Source organism: Bacillus sp. FSL K6-3200 (assembly GCF_038630485.1).
GTDB lineage: Bacteria > Bacillota > Bacilli > Bacillales > Bacillaceae > Bacillus > Bacillus safensis.
Window position 1 is genome coordinate 3505543 of the sequence record NZ_CP152032.1, and the last position, 20556, is coordinate 3526098.

The window sequence follows — 20556 nt, forward strand, 5'->3', positions numbered from 1 at the left end:
TTCTTCGTGTATCCATTAATCAGTTATCAAATTCAAGCGGACATTTTTCTGTTTTTTCTCGCAATCGCTTTTCTATCCGCATCCAACTGTTTCCGATGATCTTTATAACAATCCTCACATAAGTAATGTCTTCTGGCATTCAGATCACTCAACTTGTTTTCACAATGATGGTTTTTACATTCAGCAATCACATTTAAATTTGTCTTCAGATTCCACAGGAGATCATTTCCAAAGCATCCCCATAATGTATCCTTGAATTTTGTCTTCTTAATGAAGAATAGATATTCAACTAAGATATCAAGCACTTCAGTTTTTGTCACATTTAGATTCAATAGTTCGTTAGTGAATACCTTATACACAAACCATTTTTTATCAGATCTCTTTTCTTCCTTTTTCTCTTGATTGCTTAACCTGTATTTATTCGTATCCATCATTTTGTACACTTTGATCACTTCAACCATCTTTAATAAATCTGAATCCCCATGATTTATCTTCAATTCACGCATTACACATTCGTTTAATCTTCTAATCCTTTCTAGCAATCTAGGGCTACGATCAGGTGCGCTTAAACTCTCATAATATTTCGCTTTGTATAATTCTTTATACTCTTTAAGGAGTTGGTCTAATTTATCAATATTTTCTTTTGTTAATGGTTTTTTCTTATGTAATTTCGGACTCAAGAACAGTCTGTAATTTAACTCTAATGTATTCATCGCCTTATCAAAACTTCTTTTCGTTTCTCTTGCAGTCGGCATAATTATATCTATCTTATCAACAGTCATAGAACCATTAGGCATTTCAACGTTTTTCTCGTCCTTGTCTTTCGCATATTTGAAGAAGTATGGCAGCTTTCGCTTTCTTGTTTTATCACCTTCTTCAACTTTCAAGAACTTTTCAATCTCATTACTAGCATGTGTAGCCCTCGTTGGCTGGTATAGCGTTTTTGCGTAGTCTATTCCAAAGTTGTTCTCCATCGTTAACCATTTGATTACGTCAAGGTTTACATCTTTGCTATTCCAAACTTTTGATATGTTATTAGAAAACTCTCCGATGTTGACCTTGAAAGAACTTCTCAGATTGTCATATATTTTGCCATTTTCAATGATATCTTTCTGAGCAGATTCCATTTCATAATAAAGAGGAAGAATTTCATCATGTTGGCCAACCTTCATATTTCTTTTAGCAATACTGACAAATTCCTTATCGCTTACAACAAGAGCCTTATCACCATCAAAATCAAACTGCAATAACCTAAATAGAGAGTCTTTGTTTGATGTATAGATTCCTTTTGTGATGAACCATTTCTTCGTTTTTTCGTTTATCACATTGGATCTGATGCCATGCTCTCTATAAAGGTGAGGAGAACGAAGCACGTCAATTTCTAAGCTGTCTTCATATAATTTACAGCTAACCTCTCCATCTTCAATTAATCCGTTTGGATTTTTCTCACCATTGAACCAAAATTCACAAGCTGCGTACAGGTCGGGTATTAAGAAAGTATGATGTGATCCTTTTAACTTTATTTTTCCTGCTTTAGCTTCCTTGATCATCCTCGCTTTAATTTCTTTGATCGTTTCTTTCACATGATTATCTTTTAATAAGCCAGGATATACAAACAGAGCTTCCTGGAGATTGCTTCTTTTCTCATTTTCTTCAACGGCTCCCATGACATCTAACATGGCATCAGTGCTCTGATAAAGTGTTTTGATCTCATTAATCGTAAGTTTTGTTAATCTTGTCATTTCGCTGTCTGTGATGTCCGTTAAGGTTTGAAGCATTTGATAGTTAAGCTTACTTGTCTTTAAACTTTCCTCTTCCTCATTTAGTTTGGATGCTTCACAATTATATTCCTTGAAACAGCGTTTGTAGTGATCCCACTTACTTTCACTTTCGTTGCCATAATAGCTCCACATTTTAAATTGAGACCTCGTAAGGATCATGTGAATATCGTCTACCAGCACATCCCATTCACGACCATCAATGTCTTTTATAATTGATTTACCATGCTCTTTTGCAAACTGTTTGAAATCGAAAGGTACTAGCATTCCCTTCATAAATGGTGCTCTGAATTGAAATGGTTTATCTGCAACAGTTGGCAATATCATTCCGCAGCCATCAGTCTGATCGACTGGAATAGTCATCTTCTTACGAGTTATTTCATATGTATTACGATCAATATAGTCAAAGCTTCCTTCAATTTCATTCTCAAAGTCTGGAATAACTATAGCTTTATCAATATCGAAGCCTTCCCACACAGAACTTGCACTATTGGATAAAGCAAGATAAGCATTCCATTTATTGATATTCATGCCGCCTTTAGAGTTGATCAACTTTTCATCGAGTCCGCACATTAAGGTTGTTTTGTGCTTTTTTAGCGATGACTTCTTGATGAAAACACCTTTCTTATCACGAATCTGTCCAGCAGATGAAGCATAATAGTCGTATTGCTTTTTATTGAACTTAAATCCTTTTTTGATCAGACTGCCGAAAACTTCTTCATAAAAACTTTCAACAATAATAATTTCATCTGAAGGTTGTTCGTTTTCTGTTGCAATCCCTAATGTTCTAGTTAAGGTTGATTCAAAAACACCAATAACCTTGTTAATATTGATATCTCCAGTATTCTTGTATCTGATTGCATCGAGATTGAGTTCCCTTGTCTTTTTAAAGTCCGACATCAATTCTTTTATTTTCTTCTTATTCTGGTTTTTAATAAGATTAGCAATCCCACACAATTTAACAATCTTTCTTCTAGTAAGACCTTCATCCTGCAACACTTCTATATTCTTCAGCTGCTTTTTTTCTGAACCTTCCAGATCCTTTTTGGCAACTATCTTCAAGGAATCAACATAATCAGTAATTATTTTTTTGGCAGGCCGATGTTTTTTCATTTCTCCTTCTTGCTTCTCTGTTAGTTCAATTGGATCCATTACGCTTAGACTAGCATTGCTACTTTTGACTTCTTTCAAAAATTCAACGAAGTAAGACAAGCTAAGATTTTCATTATTTATGACCTGTTCCTCTGGTGTAAAAAATGCTGATGTGTCTAATGAGTAAATGTATACTTGCTTTGATAAGTTTGATTTCAATGAATCTCCTCCAAATTGTTATTTCTATCACGAAGAATGATTAACTTGTTAATCATGATGAGAAGGTGTACAAAGCTTGCTTTGTGCAACTGCTCTTTTGCATGTGAGTGTTTATGTAATACATGGGGGATGCTTTAGACAGACAATTTTCCACTGCGTTCCAAATTATCTATCGTGCAGCCAACCATCCCCCATACCCCCTTCAGACTGTGATTGGGATTTTGTTTTTCCTTTTAAAGAATGTTTTTCTCTAATATGTACATTGAAAAAAATAACGGATTGAAACGTTTTGCTCTTATATTTCTATAGGAAGTCTAAACCGTCAATTTTATAGTCCGTCAGGCAAGCTGTATTCAATCTCAAAATCCAGCTCATTAATTTCTTCAAGTTCCAAAATCTCTTGTGAGATAATCTTTGCATTATCTTTAATCACAATATCTATTAATTTCTTAATATCCTCAGAATATGACTGTTCAAGTCTAAATTCCTTTTGTTGTGGCAATTCACTTTCAGTTTCGTGTCTTTTAGAACCATTGACAGCTAATTTTTTACATGCTTTTTTATTAAGCTCATTTTGATGTCGTTGCCTGTCTAATTTGTTCAACAGAAAATCCAATAATTTATCAGACTCTTCTTTCAAGTATTTATCATTCGGTGTGATTTCATATGCAGAATAATAAAAATCAATACCTCCAAGTTCTTTTAAGAGTTTTTTTGACTTTTTACAAAACTCCTTCCAGTCTTTTGAGATTCTAAGATTTTTGAGGTTTGTATAACCGAGCGATAGCATCGTGCTTCTCTCAGAAAATAAAATTAGACGCTTTTCGTCCGGCGAAGCTAAACTATGCATCCCATTTTTACTTACCTTTGTTACAGTATTACAAATAATCAGCCTTTTATTTTGAAGGGTTTTTAAAGCCAACTCAATCGCTCTTTTAAAAGAGTCATTTGTAGTATAGTAAAAGTCACTTACCACCTGCCTATCTACTTTGCAAAATATAGATAAAGCTTTTTTCCTTTTAAAACAATGACTGTAGTTTAGATTCACCAGATTGAGTTCCCTTAGAAATTTACTTTTGCTGATTATCAGGTTTCCACTATTCCTTTTCTGAGCTAACAGATCAAGAATTAAAATTTGCATGATGTCGCCATAAACAGTGTTATTCCCTTTCCGCTTGCTCTTTTCAAGTGGAGTTTCATAAACTTGATCAATGGTAATTAGATGTCCAACTTTGTTATATGTACAGTACCTTTCCAACTCTCTAAACTGCGCTTTCTTCGTATCCGATGATTTTTTCACTTCGATGCCTAATTCTTGGCACATAACTTTATAATTTTTGAATTGTTTTCCTGGTTTTAAAATTTCAATTTTTATAATTATCGCTCCCATGTTTTTCAGTAATAATATCTATGTAATATCTCGCTGTCTCTCTGCAGCTGCTATCGCTATGTTCATCTGTTGCAATTTCGTACATGTACTTTATGTATTTCTCATCTAACCCTAACTCCGCTATAAAATCCGTGAGCATTGCAATTTGATTCTCAAAGTGTTTTAACGCCTCGTCAGATTTACTCAAACCAATTTCAAGGGCATATTGATTGTTTTGAAGGAACTGTATTTCAGCGTCCTTCTCGTCCTCAAATACTTGATCAGTGTAATAATGGTAATTATTTAGCATGAAGAACAACAACTCTCCTTTCTTCATCACAATCTAATTTGCATAAAAGAGTTGTTTTTCCCACCTCTAATTCCCTTATGTATTTCAACTTTCTGCTTTCAATTAAATCAATATGTATTGTCGCTTCAGGACAGTATTCACTTGCAACGATTAATGAATCGCCTTCTTCATTCCATTTGATTATGTTCATTCTGTGATACCCATCAGAAGTGAATGAGTTCATACTTCTGATCATTACACCTATGTCTTTTCTTAGATTAGTCGTTGACTCTCGATAGAGAATTTTTTTACACACACCTTTATTCATCCTATAAGGCATTTTAATGATCGCTGACTCGATGTGGTCTAATTTCACTAGATCAGCGACATACCCATTAGTGATCAGCAGTGCATTCAATTTAGGGTTATAATATGTACCGTTGTTTTTTAATTCAGTTGTGAATCCAAGATCCTCTGCCATGCTTGCGATAGCCATGCTTCTGAATTTACCCAATCGCTCCCTCCTTCCTGTATTAAGATTTCTTGATAGTTAAAGATGAATTGCATCGGTTACAAGTTAAGACCAAACTTTCTTCATTCACATAAAGATCACTAACTGCGAAATGCTCTCCACCTATTTCATCAGTACCGTAAATCTCAGAATCGAATGACAGGTGTATCTCGTGGTGACCAAAGTCATTATCAGAAATTTCACTATGAAACATCTGTTCTTGATTAAACTCCACTTCGTTTCCACACGTACAAGTTAGATTTAAAATCATTTCAAGTTCTCCTTTTCAGATCATTTCTTGATATATCAAAAAGGCAGGGATTCAATCTCCCCACCTTTCTAATATGTAAAGCATTTAATTAAGCACCATGCCCAAATCCTGCTGTGTTGAAATCAGAAGCCGTATCAATTTGTGTACCTGCAACTACACCTCCAAAGAAAATTGCAGCTGCTACAATAGTAAGTGCGAATACTTTTTTCATTTTTTCACCTCCCTTCAAGCGTAATTCATCTTAAACTGCCAATACTTCAAGAATGAGTTTATCTGTGCCTAACTTTTCAAGTTCAAGTAGTGGCAAGTTAGCAGAGAATTTATCCCCACTTAATTTAAAGTGCTTAATAGACTTATAGAAATATCCGTCTGAGCCATACGCAAGCCCTTTTAGATACATATGCATACCTAACTGGTTGTCATCGTGTTCCTCGGCTTCTAGGGCTTCTAGAATTGATTTAGCGATTGACATTTCACCTTTGCGAATGTAGCTGTGAGCAACCTCTTGTCGGTCACTAATTTCCTCTGAGTCATGATGTAACCATTTGTTTTCTTTTCCCCATAAATTTTCAAGGAAGCACAAACTTCTTAAAGCTTGGATTGATCTCTCTCTGTTCTCAGTTGAATGTTCTAATGCAAAGAGAAAACATTTCTTACTTGAATCGTAGTCTGTAAACATTTGAGAGTTACCTTGCGCTAAATACGAATAGGCTGTAATTCTTCTTACATTGGAGTTGAGTATCCCATAGCTTGAATAATAGCGCACTCTTTCCAGCTTATTCTGCCTTAGTGAACAGTTAGCTAAAAGTAACATCAATCGGCTGTGGAACGATTGCTTAACGTATGACTCTTCTAAACTTTCGATTACAACGTCTTCTGATAATGAATCAAGTCTGTTGAATTGGTTATTCCATAGAGCAAAGTACATTGGAATAATTCGACTGTAAACCTTCATCTCGTCAGTTTTTAATTTGAAACTACCTAATAATCTGACCAAATCTTCAGAATTTACAAGACCTTTTTCAGCATCCCTTTGTGCTTTGTAAGTCTTAGCCCACTCTAGACTTTTAATGTTAGCTGTGTTGTTAAGGATATTTTCGATGTGAGTATCAAGCTTTTCAATTTCAGCGTTAACAGAAAAGTATTCTAACGCTTGTCTTGAGCATTGCTTTCCTGGATCGAGCGTTGGTATGTATTCACTCATCAGTTCCATTTCTCTGCCTGGATCAATTTCTTTAACAATATCTATGATGCTTTGAATATCAGATGTTTCCTTACTAGGTTCGTTCAGAAATCGGTAAAAACCACTTCTGTCTGTATATCCTGCTATCTTTGCCAATTTCATAGCCATTGAAGAATCGTCTTCACACTTGCTTTTGATGAATGCTTTTAATTTGCTCAATCCAATATCCCCCTAGTTATCTCTATATGAATTGCAATGTTCTATCTACCTCAACATCAGATGCAGGATCAAATAGCTTGATCATCTTGTTGATTTCACTCTTTGGGAGCAAGTCAAATTCTTTGATATGCCTGTTGTGCTGAAGCCATAATGGAAATCGGTCTAATAGATCTTCATTCTGCGCTATGAACTCATGCATCATTATGTTTTGCGCTAGTTGCCAAGATGAGAAGTTTTGCATATCTCTCATTATAAATCACCTCGCTTCCAATTAGATGTAAATTTTTAATTGTGGGTTATTCAGTTGTCAAAGAACATTTTTGTATACTATATTTAACAGATAAACAAATAATAACACATAATATACATTATATCAAGGAATTCTCTATACTTTTTCGATTTTCGCTATACACAAGAGATATAAACTATACATTTTTATTTATTGTATACTTTGTGTTTTTTATGGTAATATACATTGTACAGAGGTGAAAATATGAATAAATCAAAAATTGAATTCGAAGGCACTCTTGGTGAATTTGTAAGATTCCATAGAAGAAATAAAAAGATTAGTTCGCTAACACTTTCAAAAGAAGTCGGTAAATCAAGAGCTTATGTAAATCATATTGAAAATAATCGCACTAAAAGGCCTGATTACAACACCATAAAAAAAATTTTCCTTAAAATCGGAATAAATGAAAAAGATGTGAATGCTTATCTTTCTTACTTCAACGTGATACCGAATTCTCGAAAAGAAAAATCTGAAATGCATTGGGAAGAAGAACAAGAAAGAAAAATTGAAGAGGAAAATCAAGAGGCTCAAAACAATCCTGACTATGTGCCTCAGAAAGTTTTAGACTATATAGAAGAACAAAAAAACCATGAAGAAATTGTCATTGATAAAATAGATCGTATATCCGACAACTTAAAATCGGCTTTAGATTTGGGCTACTACGGATTTAATATCGCTGAGGGTTTATACAATTGTACCGAGGCCATGAAAAGCAAAAAAGAGTTCTTTTTATTCTTTGCTCATTTCTTTAAAGACATCAGTCCGTACAATTTAGATGAGAAAGCATTATTGAGAGTCCTCAACACTTTAATCGAAGAGGAAAATCGAATTAATGAAGAAATGATTGCCTTTGGCAAACCACGCTTAAGAGAAAAAATTCGTTCATTAGATACATCAGATGATATTTGGACCTAAATTTAATGTTTTTAAAGGAGGTGAATAGATGACATATTCTAACCAATTGATCTCATTACAATCGAATTTATTATAGTAAATTACATAAGAGAGTTCACTCAGGGCTCTCTATCATAATTAAAATCGAAAGGTGGCATTTTATTGGCAAGTTTCCGTAAAAGAGGTACGACATGGCAGTATAGAATTAAATATAAGGATCCTGTAACACAAGAAGTAACAGAGCTTTCTAAAGGTGGATTTAGTACAAAAAAAGAAGCACAAATTGCTGCTTCAAAACATGAGGAATTACTTAGAAGTGATATAGAGGTTGGAGGTGGAGAAACATCTTTAAAACATTTTCTTATTGAATGGTTAGAAATTTATAAAAAAGGAAAGGTTGCAAAAAACACGTATAACATTCACAAAAGAAATATTGAGAATAAAATCCTCCCCTACTTCAAAGAGATTAAACTAAAAGACATAACACCAATTAGATACCAAAAATTCATTAACACGCTCGGAGAATCAGGTAAATATAGCGCAAGAACTATTGAAATCATTCACGGTACTATGTATCATGCATTATCAATGGCTGTTAAACCACTTAAGAAGATTTCTTCAAATCCATGTGATGGAGTAGTTTTGCCAAAAAAAGATCGATCCAAGTCTAAACACAGTTTGGAATATATCAACTCTGAGGATATTGGAAAGTTCCTAAAAGTAGCCCGTCAAGACAACTATATCTATTACATTTTCTTTAAGACTTTAATTGAAACTGGAATGAGAAAAGGTGAAGCTGCTGCGCTTCAACGAAAAGATATCGATCTAAAGAATCGAACAATAACTATAAACAAATCACTGGATTTCCAAAGAGATCCTGGTGAAGAAGTATTCGGAAATACAAAAACATATCACTCCGAACGAACAATCAAAATTACTGAGTCTTTTGCAAAGGAACTTCACGCTCATATGAAGTGGATCAACGATAACAAAATGGTCTTTAATGAGATATATGATCATGATCTAGACCTTGTTTTCTGCAGAGAAAAAGGTGATCCTTTACCAAAGTCCTCCCTCTTCAATGCTCTTAAAAGAATATTGAAAAAGGCTGAAATAGAAAATATCCCAATCCATGGACTAAGACATACTCACGCCGTTCTTCTATTAGAAGCTGGCCAGAGCATGAAGTTCATCCAAGAAAGATTGGGACATAAAAATATAAGCATAACTTCTGACGTGTATGCTCATATAAGTGAAAAACTCGAAAATAAATCTGTGGACAGTTTCGAGAATTACATCAACTCAATTCTGAGTTGAAATTTTTTGTTGAATTTGGTGGTCAAATAGTGGTCAAACCTTTTTACTGGTGTGGTCACTATGAATTTGACCACCAAATCCTTTTCTAAAACCCTTTTAAATCAACGTTTCTTTATTAATACTGAGACATATACTGATCGCGTTCCCACGGATGTACTTGGGTTCTAAACATATCCCATTCGATTTCTTTTGATTCGATGAAGTGCTCGAATAGGTGATCGCCTAGTGCGTTGATCATGACTTCGTTTGATTTTAGCAGCTCGAGTGCTTCTGCAAGTGTTGCAGGAAGGTCAGCGATGCCGTTTTCAAGGCGCTCTTCTTTGTCCATGACATAGATGTTTCTGTCGATTGGTGCTGGTGCTTCTAGTTTGTTTTTGATTCCGTCTAGACCTGCTGCAAGTAATACGCTTAGTGCAAGGTATGGGTTTGCAGAAGGGTCTACGCTGCGCACTTCTACGCGTGTGCTGATGCCGCGTGATGCCGGGATACGGATCAATGGGCTGCGGTTTTGTGCACTCCATGCTACATAGCAAGGTGCTTCATAGCCAGGTACAAGACGCTTGTAAGAGTTTACCGTTGGGTTTGTGACCGCTGTAAAGCTTGTTGCGTGCTTGACGATACCTGCGATAAAGTGTCTAGCAGTCTCGCTTAATTGTAAATCTGCTTTTTCATCGAAGAATGCGTTTTTACCATTTTTGAATAATGATAGGTTACAGTGCATACCAGATCCGTTTACACCGAACAATGGTTTTGGCATGAATGTCGCATGAAGACCGTGCTTTCTTGCAATGGTTTTGACAACGAGTTTGAACGTTTGAATGTCATCACAAGAACGGATCGCGCCTGCATATTTGAAATCAATTTCATGCTGTCCAGGTGCTACTTCGTGGTGAGATGCTTCAATTTCAAAGCCCATTTCTTCAAGCTCTAACACGATATCACGGCGGCAGTTTTCGCCTAGATCTGTTGGTGCAAGATCAAAGTATCCGCCTTTATCGTTTAGTTCAAGCGTTGGCTCGCCTTTTTCATCTAATTTAAATAAGAAAAATTCTGGCTCAGGTCCAAGGTTGAAATCACTAAATCCTAGTTCTTCCATTTCCTTTAAGATACGCTTTAAGTTGTTACGCGGGTCTCCATCAAATGGTGTCCCGTCTGGCTTATAAATGTCACAAATAAAGCGTGCAACTTTACCTTTTTCTGCTGTCCAAGGGAAAATAACAAATGTGTTTAGATCTGGGTATAGGTACATATCTGATTCTTCGATACGTACGAATCCTTCAATAGATGAACCGTCAAACATACATTTGTTATCGAGAGCTTTTTCTAACTGGCTCACAGGAATCTCAACATTTTTAATCGTTCCGAGAATGTCTGTAAATTGCAGACGGATGTACTTTACGTTTTCCTCATTTACTAATTTTACGATATCTTCTCTTGTGTACTTTGCCATTTCGTAAAACTCCTCCCCTACAAAAGGTAAAATGTGTATAGCAATGCTTTTGCTAATTGGTTAACGGAAGAACCTTGACATATCCCCCTGCCTAAAGGTCGTTCCTTGTTGGAAACGTCCAGCCTGAATGAGTTCCTTCTTCAGTAGCTTCCTGAGTTCATCATCTGTCAAGTTGTGCTTAGCAGTAGCTTTTTCATCCGTCTTTGTATCAGACGATGGATTTTCTGCCTCAGCTTTGGCAAAAAGCTTTTTGATTCCTGCCATGTTTACACCTTGTTCGATGAGGTTTTTAATTTCTAGTAATTTATCAACATCATGAAAAGAAAATAATCGGCGGTTTCCATCACTTCTTGCTGGAAATACTAAACCATTTTCCTCATAATAGCGAATTTGTCTTGCAGATAATTCTGTTAGCTGCATGACAATCCCAATTGGGAATAAAGGCATTGAGCGGCGAATGTTATCACTCATCTCAACTGTCTCCTCCTCTTTGCTTAAATTTATTATATGTCATGTTATATTATGTGTCAACAAGATGTTAGGAATATTAACATGGATTTTTTTATCGAGCAGGCACTTCAATAAAACCTTGTTCCAATAAGGCATCGACAGCACTGCAAATCGCATTTTTCACATGGGCATACGTGAGTCCGCCTTGAACGTAGGCAGTATAAGGCGGTCTGATCGGACCATCGGCTGATAATTCGATACTAGCTCCTTGTACAAACGTGCCCGCTGCCATAATGACATCGTCCTCGTAGCCGGGCATATAGCTTGCATGTGGTGTGACGTGACTATTAATAGGAGAGGCATACTGGATTGCCTGACAGAACGCAATCATTTTTTTAGGATCTCCAAATTCGACTGATTGAATCAAATCCGTTCTTTTCGCATTCCACGCTGGGTTTGTTTGGAATCCGAGCTTCTCAAGAAAACGAGCCGTAAACACTGCGCCTTTTAAACTTTGAGCTACAACATGCGGCGCCAAGAAAAAGCCTTGATACATTTCTTGGAGCGCATACAGCGATGCACCCGCTTCACTGCCGATGCCTGGAGAAGTCATTCGATAAGAGCAAGCTTCTACCCATTTTTCTTTTCCAACGATGTAGCCGCCTGTTTTGGCAAGGCCTCCGCCTGGGTTTTTAATGAGTGAACCGGCCATGAGATCAGCTCCGACATGACATGGCTCTTGCAATTCAGTAAATTCACCATAACAGTTATCTACAAATACAATGATTTCTTCATTAATCTCTTTCACAAATGAAATCATTTGCTCAATTTCTTCTATTGTAAAGGATGGTCTTGACGCATAGCCTTTTGAGCGCTGGATGCCGATGACTTTTGTTTTAGAGGAAATCGACTCTTTTACTTTGTCGTAATCGACGGATCCATCTTGACGTAAATCAATGGCTTTGTAGTCAATCTGGAAGTCTTTTAATGAGCCTGTCCCTTCTTTACCGCGAATCCCGACAATTTCTTCTAGCGTATCGTATGGTTTTCCCGTCATGTAGATCAGTTCATCGCCAGGTCTCAGCACACCAAATAAGGCAATAGAAATTGCGTGTGTCCCGGAAATAATTTGCGGACGCACAAGGCCGCTTTCTCCTCCGAAGACATCCGCATAAATCTTTTCTAATGTGTCTCTTCCCATATCATCGTAGCCATATCCAGTCGTCGGATTAAAGTGAGAGTCACTGACTTTGTGCTTTCGATAGCTTTCAAGCACCCGCCACTCATTTTGTTCACTCTTTTGATCAATTTGCTGATGCACGTGTAAAATCTCTTGTTCTGTTTCTGCTGCTGCTTTTTCTAAAATACTGCCGTGTTTTAATGTGTGAAACATCTTGATTTAATTCCTTTCCAACATATACTTCTTGATTTGACCTAAAATGGTCTGATCCTCACCACTAAATCCGGTGATATCATAAATCTCTGCTTCTTTTTGAAATTCTAGTGATTCCACAAGCGTTTCTGATTTTAATGCGGAGATGAGCTTCCCTTCATACGCTGGAATCTTCACATGATATGGCTTTAAAAAGGCTTTTTTCAGCTCAGCCATAATATCCGCTTTTAACCTTTTCACATCTTCTTTGCGTCTAGCACTGATTATTATGTGGCGATGCTTTGTAGATGGGATGAAATCTGGTCTGATTTGATCTTCCTTGTTATAAACAGTCAACATCGGAATACGGTCCGCTTCTAATTCTTCTAAAAGCTCATGAACCGTTCGTTCGTGCCCTTCATAATCCTCATTAGAAGAGTCGATGACATGAAGCAAATAATCGGCTTCCTTCACTTCTTCAAGGGTGGAACGAAATGCGGCAATCAGTGTGGTCGGAAGGTCTTGGATAAAGCCAACTGTATCTGAAATCAGCACACTGTAGCCAGATTCTAATGTCATCTTACGTGTCATTGGATCAAGTGTCGCAAATAGCAAATCCTCTTCATGACTATCCGCTTCTGTTAATTGATTAAACAAAGTTGATTTTCCGGCATTCGTATACCCGACAATGGCAATTTGGAACACACCATTTTTCTTTCGGCGTTCCCGATATCTTGTTCGGTGTTCTTTGACTGCAGATAACTGCCCGTTAATTTCGTGAATGCGGTTTCGAATATGGCGTCTATCTGTTTCCAGTTTTGTTTCACCTGGACCTCTTGCGCCAATTCCGCCTCCTTGTCTTGAGAGGCTGATCCCTTGTCCACTTAGTCTCGGCAGGGCATACTGAAGCTGGGCAAGCTCTATTTGCAGCTTCCCCTCTCTTGTACGGGCTCTTTTCGCAAAGATATCTAAAATCAATTGCGTACGGTCAATAATTTTCACATCTAAAGCAGTCGCCAAAGCTTTTAACTGGCTTGGAGAAAGCTCGTCGTTAAAAATAATGACATCGCATTCGAATTCCTCGCAAAGCACTTCAAGTTCTTCTACTTTCCCCTTACCGATATACGTTGCGCTGTCTTGTCTATTTCTCTTCTGCGTCATCACGCTGACAGCTTCACCGCCAGCCGTTTTAGTTAAAGAAGCTAATTCTTCCATTGAGTATTGAAAGCGTTCATCCGTTACATGCGGCAATTGGCAGCCGACTAGGATCGCTTTTTCAGTCATTTCATGTTCATTCAACGTCAGTTGTTTCCTTTCTGTACTTAAGTTTTCAGTAGTACCATCATACCAAACACATCACACGTATACCACTATTCGGATGGTTTATTTTAGTATCTCTTTATAAAAAGGATACGCCATTTCAAGAAGGCGTATCCTCTTTCATTTGAAGATCGTGACTTTTAATGGTCAGCAGATCTTTTTTATCATAATGATCCACAAGAAGCAGTCTCATCGCCTGGGTTCGTATGGCTTTTTCAATGGTGTTTCGCACAAACCGGCCGTTGCTGAATTTTGCCGGGCTCGTGGTACTTTTAATGTGCATTAAATAATCCCGCAGCTTCCATTCAGCTTCTTGGGTAAAAACATATTCCCTGTCCGCCATCATTCGTTTAGCAATATCCATGAGCTGATCGACTGTATAATCAGGAAAGCTGATGTTGATTGGAAATCTTGATTGCAAGCCGGGATTTAAAGAAAGAAAATGTTCCATTTCCTTGGAGTAGCCAGCAAGAATGAGAATGAATTCGTGCTGTTTGTCCTCCATATGTTTTACAAGGGTATCTATCGCCTCTTTTCCAAAATCCTTTTCTCCTCCGCGCGCAAGAGAATAGGCTTCGTCAATGAACAAAATACCACCTAGTGATTTTTTAATTAAATCCCTTGTTTTTTGCGCTGTATGACCAATATACTCCCCAACAAGATCACCGCGTTCTGCTTCAATTAAGTGACCCTTTGACAGCACATTCATTTCAAAGAAAAGCTTCCCGACAAGTCTTGCAACTGTGGTTTTCCCTGTGCCTGGATTTCCTTTGAACATCATATGAAGCGCTTGTTTCCCTACCTTTAACCCTTGTTCCTGCCGTTTTTGATTAACAAAAATCCAAGCATAAATCTCTTTTATGTTTCGTTTCATTTCATCCATACCGACAAGGCTGTTCATTTCACGCTCTATTTCCCGTAAGATGCTGTGTTTTGCCTCATTTTTCTGCAAGGCTTCTAGGTATTCTGCCTCTGAGTCTGCATCAACCAATACTTGCTTTTGTCCGTTAAGTATAATATTGATTTGGCCGTTGTTTTTATATGTGACAGCTCGCTCCAACGTATTCACCTCTCGCTCTTCTCTCTTTATTCTATTCGGGTGGAGCTGTAATCGTGACAATCGCCCGCCTAAGCCCAAGTTTGCTGTCAAAATGACCCGAGATACCGAATATTGTAGGGATTTCTGCGGTTTCCCAGGAAATGATGTGCTATTTCCATTGTATTCATCCCTTTTGGGCGGACAAACCAACAATTTGCTTTTTCTTAGAAAAATGTAGCTTTTTGATCACAAATCATGCAGAAAAGAGTCTCAATGATTTCCGCATTTTGTACAGGCAATTCTTCTATTTTCTCATAAAATAAAGACGAGGTGATGAATAGATGGTGAAAATTTTTATTGATCCTGGCCACGGAGGAACGGATTCTGGAGCTAGTGCTAATGGACTTTTGGAGAAAAATATAACACTTCAAATCGCGCTTTTATTGAGAGACATTTTGATTAGTGAATATGATGGGGTTTCTGTCCGCTTAAGTCGTTCAACTGACCAATCCGTCACTTTGTCCCAGCGTACGAATGCTGCAAACAGCTGGGGAGCTGACTATTTCGTGTCTATTCATATTAATGCTGGCGGGGGCACAGGGTTTGAAAGCTATGTGTATCCAGGCGTTTCAGCACCGACCACCACGTATCGCAACGCCCTTCATGATGAAATTGTCCGCTCGGTTGATTTTGCTAACCGCGGCAAGAAAACTGCGAACTTCCACGTTCTTCGAGAAACTTCTATGTCCGCTATTTTAACAGAGAATGGTTTCATTGATACGGCAGCTGATGCTAATAAGCTCCGCAACGCAACCTTCCTTCAAGGCATCGCTCGCGCTCATGCAACTGGTCTTGAAGAAGCCTTTCAATTGAAAAAAAAAGCAAGTAATCTTTATAAAGTGCAGGCAGGAGCTTTCAAGGTGAAAGCCAATGCGGATGAATTAGCAGCCACACTTAAATCCAAAGGCTTTGACGCGTTTGTTGTATTAGACGGCGGCATGTTCCGAGTACAAGCCGGGGCTTTCCGTACAAAACAAAATGCAGATGACCTCGTCGCAAGATTGAAGCAGGCCGGTCACGACGCATTTGTTTTCCAATAAGCTGAAGCTGTTGTAACGAAACAAACCGGCTCAAGTCTTTCGCTGAGCCGGTTTGTTGTGTATTCATTTACGCTAGGATGTTGACGACAAATTGAGACCATGTTTCAAGACGATCGAAGTATTCAGGCTTTTTCAAATCGGCTGCTTTCATCCATTTTCCTGAGATTTGATCTGTTTCTTTTACTTCCACATGAGCACCCGGAGATAGCTCAAGCGCTGATAACAGCCCGATGTGCACACGGCCGACACTGTTGTCATCGTCATTGATTAATCCAAGGGTTTTCATTTCAAGTTTGTCTTCTTCTTGAATAGAAAGTTCTTCGTCGAGCTCACGATCCGTATTTTCTTTTAGAATCTCAGCAAAGTTTTTTCCTTCGATGAAATTCATATGCCCCCCAAAGCCAAGAGATAACTTATGATGTAAGCGAGTCTCTCCTCCGCCTTGAAGTCTTTCGTATACATACACTTCGTCCTCACGCTTAATCACGACATAAGGAATTGGCTGCTTGAAGTCAGGATTTTCTTCTGCATCGCCTCTTCGCATTTGCTCGAAGTGCTCTTCGATTTCTTTCATAATTGTGCTGATTGTTTTCTCTTCACTGTTCACACCATTAAACGCAAGTGTTTCGTTTTGAAACACGCGTGCGCGTGGTGCAACTAAAATAATTTCGTCCATTTTTCCCATGTTCGGTAACCTCCAGTATGTAACTAACACATTGTTAGAAATGGCAAAAAGCCAAAACGAGTGATGCGTTTTGACTTTTATGCTTTCCTTATGATTCATCTCCAAAGAAGAAGTCGTCATCTTTTAATGGCTCAACTGTTGCTTTTTTGTAGCCGTTCCCTTTCATTGAGAAGAAGTCATGCGACTTTGTTTTTGTATTGAGTCCATTCAATACAATTGGGTTGATCTCTTCTTCTTCAAAGTAAGGGGCAAATCCAAGGTTCATTAACGCTTTATTGGCATTGTAACGAATGAACTTTTTCACATCATGCGATAAATTGACTTGGTCATAAATATCTTCAGTGTAATGAAGTTCATTTTCATAAAGCTCGTTTAAAAGGTCAATAGAGAAATCATATAGCTCTTTTTGCACTTCAGGTGTTTGTTTGTTGTAAATTTCTTGTGCTAATAATCCAACGTACACACCGTGAATCGCTTCATCACGCAAAATTAAGTTGATGATTTCACCACTTTGCATGAGCTTTCCTTGCCCATAGAAATAAAGCGGGTAGTAAAAACCACTATAAAATAGGAAGCTTTCTAAATAGACAGAAGCAACCATTGCTTTAAAGAGAGAAATAGGATCGTCCTTTTGAATCGAACGGTATAAACTGACAATCATATCTGCTTTCTTTTGCAGGAATTTATTCTTCTTGACCCATTCAAACACTTCACTGATCGTTTCAGTTGGTGCGAGTGTCATGAAGATATTTGAGTATGATTTCGCATGCACCGCATTTTCCATCATTGCCATAAAGTTGAGTACAGCTTTACGCTGATGGCCGTCCACATGTTCAGCAACAATCGGCATCCCTGTATTTCCTTGTTCTGTATCAAGTAAAGTCAGTCCAGCAAGTACCTTCATGTACGTATCTCGCTCTTTTTCGCCTAAATATTTCCATGTTAAGAGATCTCCGTTTAAGGAAATCTCTTCTGGAAGCCAGAACTGCTTCACATTTTGGTTGTAAAACATTTGTGTAAAATCGTCTTCGTGTTTTGACCAGTTGGCTGCATCATAAATTTTTGTCACGTTAAACTCTCCTTTAATCAAACAACACAAGAAAGACAGCCTTCCTGCCCTGTATCCTTCGTTCTTGCATAATAAAGTGTCTTAATGCCTTTATGGTGTGCATAAAGATCGATGCGGTTTAAATCACGCGTTGTCATCGTATCTTTCAGGAATAGTGTAAAGCTGATTCCTTGATCGACGTGCTGTTGAATTGTTGCGATCATATCGACCACTTTAAACATGTCCATATCGTACGCTTCTTTATAGAAGAACCAGTTTTGTGCTGAAAGACCTGGCATTGGGTAATAGGTTTTGCTGTTGCCGTATGTTCTTTCTTCGATACGTTCCATAATTGGCATAACAGAGGCTGTTGCCGATTGAACATAAGAAATGGAACCTGTTGGTGCAATACATAAACGATAGCTGTGATACATGCCGTTTTCCGCTACAAATTCTTTGAGTGCGGCCCAATCTTCTTTTGTTGGAATGTGCATGCCTTCAAATAGTGCTGCTGCTTTTTCTGTTTTTGGTGTGAAATCATTCTCCACGTATTTATTGAAGTACTCACCAGTTGCATAGCCAGAGCCCTCATAACGATGGAATGTTTCTCCTTTTTCTTTTGCAATCTCACTTGAGCGTTTAATTGAATAATAGTTCACCATCATAAAGAATGTATTTGCGAAATCTCTTGCTTCTTCACTTTCATAGGCAATTTGGTTTTGAGCTAAATACCCGTGAAGGTTCATCGCGCCAAGTCCGATTGACTTCATCGCCTTGTTCGCTTTACGTACAGCTGGTGCATTGCGAATGTCTGTTGTTTCAGACACAAGCGTTAGTGAGTCTGTTGCAAGTTTGACTGTTTTTTCGATCGATTTGTTTTTCATGACATTCATGATATTTAATGAACCAAGGTTACAAGAAATATCAAGACCGATTTCATCATCTTGATCATAGTCCGTGTAAGAAGAAACTTCTGAAGCCTGAAGCACTTCTGAGCAAAGGTTTGAGAATTTCACTCGTGAAATATGGTTCAAGGCATGCTCTCTATTTACATTATCTTGGAACATGATATATGGATAGCCTGATTCTGAGCGTAGAACAGCCAATTTTTCAAGAAGCTTTCTCGGATTGACTTTTTCTTTTTTGACTTTCGGGTTTTCAACAAGCTCGTCATACATTTCTTCCATGTCCATCTCATCAAGATGCTGTCCATATTCTTTATAGACTGTGTGCGGATAGAAGGTGTAAGCTGTTTTATCTTCTCTAGCAAGCTCGATAAATTTATCCGGGATGACGACTCCAATGGACAGAGTTTTCACGCGAACATCTTCATCGGCAGAGATTTTTTTCGTATCTAAGAAATCATTGATATCTCTGTGGAAAATATTCAGGTAGGCACTGCCTGATCCTTGTCTTTGCCCCATTTGATCTGCATATCTGAATGCATTATCAAGAAGCTTCATCACGCCGACGACACCTTTTGTCGCGTTTTCTACATCTTTGATTGCTTCGCCTTTTGCACGAAGTTTTGACAGGTTCAAACTGACGCCGCCGCCTAGTTTTGACAGCTGCATTGAAATATCAATCGCTCTTGAAATATCGTTTAGTGAGTCATTTACTTCAAGCAAGAAGCAGCTCACAAGCTCACCGCGTCTTTTACGTCCAGCGTTCAAGAAGGTTGGTGTACTTGGCTGGTACTCTTGATTGATCATCAGTTCTACAAACTCAAGTGCTTTTTCTTTATCTCCACCCGCAAAGAATAGTGCTACAACTGAAATGCGGTCTTCATAGCGTTCAAGGATTTTCTTTTTATCATTTGTTTTCAGTGCATAGTCATTGTAAAACTTAAAGGCACTCATAAATGATGGGAATCTAAATTTTTTGGCATATGCAGCTTCAAAGACTTCTTTAATATCTGCCATGCTGTATTGTCTTAAAAATTCTTCCTCATAGTAGTCGTTTTCTATTAAGTAATCAATCTTCTCTTCTAGATTGTGAAAAAAGACCGTGTTTTGATTAATGTAATCTACGAAATAACTATGTACAGCTTCTTTGTCCTTATCGAACTGAAACTTTCCTTCTTTTTGAATCATAATCTCGTTATTTAATTGTATCCACTTTGGAACCTGATTTTGTGACAATTCTTTCTACCTCCTGTGTAAACAATTCAACATCCCTTTTTGTTCCGCTTAGTTCAAAGGTGTGCAAAATAGGAACTTGATATTGTTTAGAAATCGTATCGGCGCTTTTTGCAAAATTATCTCCCCACACTTTGTTGCCACTCACCGCAACACCTAGTAAAAGGTGAGCATTTTTCTCTAAAAAGGACTGAGTGGTACTAGGGACTTGTCCAAATCCTGTCGTAAAGGTGACGAGAATAAACGGCGTATCCAAAAACTCTTCTCCAGTCAATTTTCGTTTGTCTGTAAAAGGGGTCTTGTCCAAAAAGCGTTGAACATTTCCTGTTTTTGAATCAAATACGATTTGAATCAATTCCATCACGACCTAGTTTTTAGTATTGTTGATCATTTCGCTATTCACTATATATAGTATACTATGTTTTTTCAAAACACAACATATAGATGTTCGAAACGAAAAAAATCAACCAACCCGGCCGAACCTTCATAGCCGAACTCGTACGTTCAAATAAATAGAGCAGAA

At 37.7% G+C, this 20556-nt stretch carries 18 protein-coding genes; 3 read left to right on the forward strand and 15 right to left on the reverse strand.

Translation table 11 applies throughout. The annotated features are described in order from the left end of the window. Positions 1-32 precede the first annotated feature (32 nt). From MHI60_RS18030 to MHI60_RS18055, 6 genes are all read right to left on the reverse strand, one after another. Complete coding sequence (locus MHI60_RS18030) at positions 33-3089, reverse strand: hypothetical protein (protein WP_342502656.1); 3057 nt, start codon at positions 3087-3089, stop codon at positions 33-35. 328 nt (positions 3090-3417) lie between these two features. After that, positions 3418-4479, reverse strand: a complete 1062-nt coding sequence (locus MHI60_RS18035; protein ID WP_342502657.1) for a hypothetical protein — start codon at positions 4477-4479, stop codon at positions 3418-3420. Continuing rightward, the gene (locus tag MHI60_RS18040; protein ID WP_342502658.1) at positions 4454-4768 is read right to left on the reverse strand and encodes a hypothetical protein; all 315 of its coding nucleotides are present in this window, start codon (positions 4766-4768) and stop codon (positions 4454-4456) included. The genes MHI60_RS18035 and MHI60_RS18040 overlap by 26 nt, the downstream gene beginning before the upstream one ends. Next, on the reverse strand, positions 4758-5261 hold the full coding sequence (locus tag MHI60_RS18045) for a hypothetical protein (protein ID WP_342502659.1): 504 nt from the start codon (positions 5259-5261) through the stop codon (positions 4758-4760). Before MHI60_RS18045 ends, MHI60_RS18040 begins: the two co-directional genes overlap by 11 nt. A 356-nt stretch (positions 5262-5617) precedes the next feature. Next, entirely contained in the window at positions 5618-5740 is a 123-nt protein-coding gene (locus MHI60_RS18050) for a hypothetical protein (RefSeq protein ID WP_268412795.1), read from the reverse strand. Positions 5741-5770: 30 nt separating this feature from the next. After that, entirely contained in the window at positions 5771-6931 is a 1161-nt protein-coding gene (locus MHI60_RS18055; RefSeq protein ID WP_342502660.1) for an AimR family lysis-lysogeny pheromone receptor, read from the reverse strand. Positions 6932-7424: 493 nt separating this feature from the next. Between MHI60_RS18055 and MHI60_RS18060 the strand changes: the two genes are divergently transcribed. Then, positions 7425-8135: a helix-turn-helix transcriptional regulator gene (locus tag MHI60_RS18060; RefSeq protein WP_342502661.1), complete on the forward strand. Its 711-nt coding sequence runs from the start codon at positions 7425-7427 to the stop codon at positions 8133-8135. A 141-nt stretch (positions 8136-8276) separates the two neighbouring features. Next, the gene (locus MHI60_RS18065; RefSeq protein ID WP_342502662.1) at positions 8277-9431 is read left to right on the forward strand and encodes a site-specific integrase; all 1155 of its coding nucleotides are present in this window, start codon (positions 8277-8279) and stop codon (positions 9429-9431) included. Positions 9432-9546: 115 nt separating this feature from the next. Here the strand turns inward: MHI60_RS18065 and glnA are convergent, their stop codons facing one another. From glnA to spoVK, 5 genes are all read right to left on the reverse strand, one after another. After that, positions 9547-10881, reverse strand: a complete 1335-nt coding sequence (glnA, locus tag MHI60_RS18070; RefSeq protein WP_025093273.1) for a type I glutamate--ammonia ligase — start codon at positions 10879-10881, stop codon at positions 9547-9549. Between the two features lie 60 nt (positions 10882-10941). Then, on the reverse strand, positions 10942-11352 hold the full coding sequence (locus MHI60_RS18075) for a MerR family transcriptional regulator (RefSeq protein WP_041109160.1): 411 nt from the start codon (positions 11350-11352) through the stop codon (positions 10942-10944). 91 nt (positions 11353-11443) lie between these two features. Next, complete coding sequence (locus MHI60_RS18080) at positions 11444-12724, reverse strand: aminotransferase class I/II-fold pyridoxal phosphate-dependent enzyme (RefSeq protein WP_048239877.1); 1281 nt, start codon at positions 12722-12724, stop codon at positions 11444-11446. 6 nt (positions 12725-12730) lie between these two features. Further along, a complete protein-coding gene (gene hflX / locus MHI60_RS18085) occupies positions 12731-14002 on the reverse strand; it encodes a GTPase HflX (RefSeq protein ID WP_144470588.1) in 1272 nt (423 codons plus the stop codon). 121 nt (positions 14003-14123) lie between these two features. Then, the gene (gene spoVK, locus MHI60_RS18090; RefSeq protein ID WP_048239875.1) at positions 14124-15083 is read right to left on the reverse strand and encodes a stage V sporulation protein K; all 960 of its coding nucleotides are present in this window, start codon (positions 15081-15083) and stop codon (positions 14124-14126) included. Positions 15084-15403: 320 nt separating this feature from the next. Between spoVK and MHI60_RS18095 the strand changes: the two genes are divergently transcribed. After that, on the forward strand, positions 15404-16162 hold the full coding sequence (locus MHI60_RS18095; RefSeq protein WP_095408571.1) for an N-acetylmuramoyl-L-alanine amidase: 759 nt from the start codon (positions 15404-15406) through the stop codon (positions 16160-16162). A gap of 67 nt (positions 16163-16229) precedes the next feature. Here the strand turns inward: MHI60_RS18095 and MHI60_RS18100 are convergent, their stop codons facing one another. The 4 genes from MHI60_RS18100 to nrdI form a co-directional block, all read right to left on the reverse strand. Further along, a complete protein-coding gene (locus MHI60_RS18100; RefSeq protein ID WP_024424084.1) occupies positions 16230-16847 on the reverse strand; it encodes a hypothetical protein in 618 nt (205 codons plus the stop codon). A gap of 88 nt (positions 16848-16935) precedes the next feature. Continuing rightward, a complete protein-coding gene (gene nrdF / locus MHI60_RS18105; protein ID WP_034662137.1) occupies positions 16936-17916 on the reverse strand; it encodes a class 1b ribonucleoside-diphosphate reductase subunit beta in 981 nt (326 codons plus the stop codon). 17 nt (positions 17917-17933) lie between these two features. Beyond that, positions 17934-20036, reverse strand: coding sequence for a class 1b ribonucleoside-diphosphate reductase subunit alpha (nrdE, locus tag MHI60_RS18110; RefSeq protein WP_048239869.1), 2103 nt, complete (start codon positions 20034-20036; stop codon positions 17934-17936). Then, the gene (gene nrdI, locus MHI60_RS18115) at positions 19996-20388 is read right to left on the reverse strand and encodes a class Ib ribonucleoside-diphosphate reductase assembly flavoprotein NrdI (protein ID WP_008360380.1); all 393 of its coding nucleotides are present in this window, start codon (positions 20386-20388) and stop codon (positions 19996-19998) included. Before nrdI ends, nrdE begins: the two co-directional genes overlap by 41 nt. Positions 20389-20556 lie beyond the last annotated feature (168 nt).